Consider the following 2,543-nt stretch of genomic DNA (forward strand, 5'->3'; position numbering starts at 1 on the left):
CATCGCACCCGTTTCTTATATGCAGCCGGTAGAAATAGAAGAGTTTGAAAATGAAAGTAACAGAGGCGCATACGGTAGCACAGGATATTAAACAGCTTGGCGGTTCGTCCGCCTTGCTATTAGGAAGTGAAGTAATGATTTTAGGTAGATATTTAATAAGTTTAAGAAAAAACAAGTCAGTCCGACAAGCAGCAAAAGAAATAGGGATTAGTCACACATACTTAGATAGTTTGGAAAAGGGTTACGATTTCAGAACAGGGAAAGTCAGAACACCTTCAGTTATGACAGTCTATTTGTTAGCTAAGTATTATCGTGTGCCAATGCAGTTGTTATTTGATTTAAGTATAAAAGATATTGAAAGAGAAAGTGGTAGTGGTGATAAGCGATGAAGTTTGGTCAAAACATCAAACAGATTAGAAAGCGTATGAATATGAGTCAAAAAGAACTGGCAACAAAAATGGAAATTTCACAGTCTTATTTAAGCGATATTGAAAGTGGGAGAAAAAACCTAAGTATAAAAACAGTTAAGAAATTAGCGGATAGTTTAGGGTTATCAGTCACAGATTTATTCAATGATGATACTACATTTTAGGAGGTAATACTATGTTTGGAATATTTAATGTTCTTATAGACCCTCTAAGTTTGAGTGCATGGAATGTACTCTGGGTTGACAATGATGGTAAATCGCATTGTAAATATTTTTCTGAAAAAGCGGATGCGCGTGAATTTTATAATGGTTTGCCGTACTTCAATAAAAAGATGGAAAGAGCAGGGTGGTAAACAATGATTAAAACTATATTTAAAATTATCTTAACGCTTACAGTATACGAGACAGCTAAATACATCACTGAACAACTTATTATTCACGCAACACAGAACGATGATGTGGAAGCACCTACTGACTTTAACATAAACGATCATATACATCCTAACAATTTAAAGGCAGAGGTGAGTGATTAAATGGAAGATATATTATTTACTATTATATTGATAGTTGCAATCATTTGCTACACCGTTTATAAGATAGATTGCAACCATGTGAATAAGACTAAGAATAATTATTACACTGGCGGGTTAACAAACCCTGAAACAAAACTGCTGGACTCTAATCTTATAAAGTGGCTGGATCATCATAGAAGTCTAGCCAAGCCAAAGAAAGATAAAGGTACAAGAGTACCGCCAGCAAAGGAACGTGAGTAACTAATATGGGCGAAAAGGTAGACGAAGAGAACAAAAAATTAGACTTTGATAAAACAAAAGAAAATGAAAGAAAGCTTCTTATAAAGGGTTATCATTATTGTATTGAATATATTGACGAACAAATTAAGCAGGCAATTGATAATGGTATATACAGAGTATCTTTAAGTGTTTTTGCTTTACAACTCACTCTTATTTCTAACGATACAGGAAGAATTAATAATGATACTATTCAAGCAGTTATATATCATTATAAAAAACAAGGGGTTAAAGCCTATATTCATTTTGAAGAAGGATATGGAGGTGTAAATATTAGAAAATTTCCGGAGGAAGAACTCATTATAGATTGGAGTAATGTATAAATGTGGATAGCACTAACCATTCTCTTCGCTCTCCTCTCTCTTGTGCTTCATATGGCGAATCGAGAGTTGGATAAAGAGTTGGAGTTGAAGGATAATATAATAGAAAAATTGATTGAAAGGAATGGAAGAAAATGAATAAGAGAGATTATTACTTAAAGTTAATTAAACAAGTAGAGGAACGTATAGAGTTCCGCGAAGAAGAAGTGCATGATGTTGAGGAAAGTATTAAAAAAATGAGTCAGCGTTTGAATGAGTTAGAAGAAGAACTAAATACACTTGAAGCAGTTAAAGAAGATATCTTCAGTAAATTGTTATAAGATTAGGTTATTGTAAATAGCGAAAGTTATAATGAAATGTTATCATAGACGTATACATTATTCATTAATGGAGGTTATACATGTATACGCCAACCGAAGTAAAACAATTGATTACAGATTATCATTGGATGCGCAGATTGATTGATCATCAAGTATATGAGTATGATAGTACATCTATCGGACAGTATGGTATCGAGTCGTCAATGCCTAAAGCACAGGGGACTACAGGCAATAAAGTTTTAGTAAGGGTTATACAGAATGATAAAGATAAACGTAAGACACAAGATTTGATTGATAAGGTAACCTTTATTGATAAGCATGAACACTTGATTACTAATGATAAAAACTATCATATTTTACAGTTGCTCAAACAAGGAGAAAGTATAACCGCTATTGAAGTGTTTATGAAGTCTAGCAGAAAGAATATATATAGCAGAATAAATCAGATAGTAGATGTATATATGAAAGTGCAAGGGTAACAGAATACACAGATTACACACTTTACACAGATTACACACTGTTTTGTTTAGCTGAATTAATTTTATATAATTGAGTTACAACAATATTATTAATTTGCAAAGATACGCGCGATCAATACCATATTATAACTGAGACACATCACTAACGTGGTGTGTCTCAGACTGTCGACAAAGTCCTACGGACTTGT

Annotated in this window: 8 protein-coding genes and 1 pseudogene; all 9 read left to right on the forward strand. The window is 33.0% G+C overall.

The annotated features are described in order from the left end of the window. A pseudogene (locus tag HMPREF3270_RS14445) lies at nt 1-91 on the forward strand (dUTP pyrophosphatase); the annotation flags it as partial. Then, nucleotides 51-389, forward strand: a complete 339-nt coding sequence (locus tag HMPREF3270_RS10140) for a helix-turn-helix transcriptional regulator (protein WP_070848991.1) — start codon at nt 51-53, stop codon at nt 387-389. The pseudogene HMPREF3270_RS14445 and the gene HMPREF3270_RS10140, both read left to right, overlap by 41 nt. Further along, nucleotides 386-592, forward strand: coding sequence for a helix-turn-helix domain-containing protein (locus tag HMPREF3270_RS10145; RefSeq protein WP_070843669.1), 207 nt, complete (start codon nt 386-388; stop codon nt 590-592). The genes HMPREF3270_RS10140 and HMPREF3270_RS10145 overlap by 4 nt, the downstream gene beginning before the upstream one ends. 11 nt (nt 593-603) lie before the next feature. Continuing rightward, nucleotides 604-780, forward strand: coding sequence for a hypothetical protein (locus HMPREF3270_RS13980; RefSeq protein ID WP_176746729.1), 177 nt, complete (start codon nt 604-606; stop codon nt 778-780). Nucleotides 781-783: 3 nt separating this feature from the next. Beyond that, on the forward strand, nt 784-960 hold the full coding sequence (rinB, locus tag HMPREF3270_RS10150) for a transcriptional activator RinB (protein WP_070848993.1): 177 nt from the start codon (nt 784-786) through the stop codon (nt 958-960). Beyond that, entirely contained in the window at nt 961-1,200 is a 240-nt protein-coding gene (locus HMPREF3270_RS10155; RefSeq protein ID WP_060804366.1) for a hypothetical protein, read from the forward strand. Between the two features lie 5 nt (nt 1,201-1,205). Then, nucleotides 1,206-1,559, forward strand: a complete 354-nt coding sequence (locus tag HMPREF3270_RS10160) for a hypothetical protein (RefSeq protein ID WP_070848995.1) — start codon at nt 1,206-1,208, stop codon at nt 1,557-1,559. Between the two features lie 131 nt (nt 1,560-1,690). After that, nucleotides 1,691-1,876, forward strand: coding sequence for a hypothetical protein (locus HMPREF3270_RS10165; protein ID WP_070848997.1), 186 nt, complete (start codon nt 1,691-1,693; stop codon nt 1,874-1,876). An 80-nt stretch (nt 1,877-1,956) separates the two neighbouring features. Continuing rightward, a complete protein-coding gene (locus tag HMPREF3270_RS10170) occupies nt 1,957-2,355 on the forward strand; it encodes a hypothetical protein (protein ID WP_070848999.1) in 399 nt (132 codons plus the stop codon). Nucleotides 2,356-2,543: the final 188 nt, after the last annotated feature.

This window comes from Staphylococcus sp. HMSC65H10 (genome assembly GCF_001839185.1).
Classification (GTDB): domain Bacteria; phylum Bacillota; class Bacilli; order Staphylococcales; family Staphylococcaceae; genus Staphylococcus; species Staphylococcus simulans.

Coding starts and splice junctions, on each gene's coding strand:
- HMPREF3270_RS10165 (WP_070848997.1), top strand. CDS start 1,691: ATGAATAAGAGAGATTATTACTTAAAGTTAATTAAACAAGTAGAGGAA.
- HMPREF3270_RS10170 (WP_070848999.1), top strand. CDS start 1,957: ATGTATACGCCAACCGAAGTAAAACAATTGATTACAGATTATCATTGG.
- HMPREF3270_RS10155 (WP_060804366.1), top strand. CDS start 961: ATGGAAGATATATTATTTACTATTATATTGATAGTTGCAATCATTTGC.
- HMPREF3270_RS10145 (WP_070843669.1), top strand. CDS start 386: ATGAAGTTTGGTCAAAACATCAAACAGATTAGAAAGCGTATGAATATG.
- rinB (WP_070848993.1), top strand. CDS start 784: ATGATTAAAACTATATTTAAAATTATCTTAACGCTTACAGTATACGAG.
- HMPREF3270_RS10140 (WP_070848991.1), top strand. CDS start 51: ATGAAAGTAACAGAGGCGCATACGGTAGCACAGGATATTAAACAGCTT.
- HMPREF3270_RS13980 (WP_176746729.1), top strand. CDS start 604: ATGTTTGGAATATTTAATGTTCTTATAGACCCTCTAAGTTTGAGTGCA.
- HMPREF3270_RS10160 (WP_070848995.1), top strand. CDS start 1,206: ATGGGCGAAAAGGTAGACGAAGAGAACAAAAAATTAGACTTTGATAAA.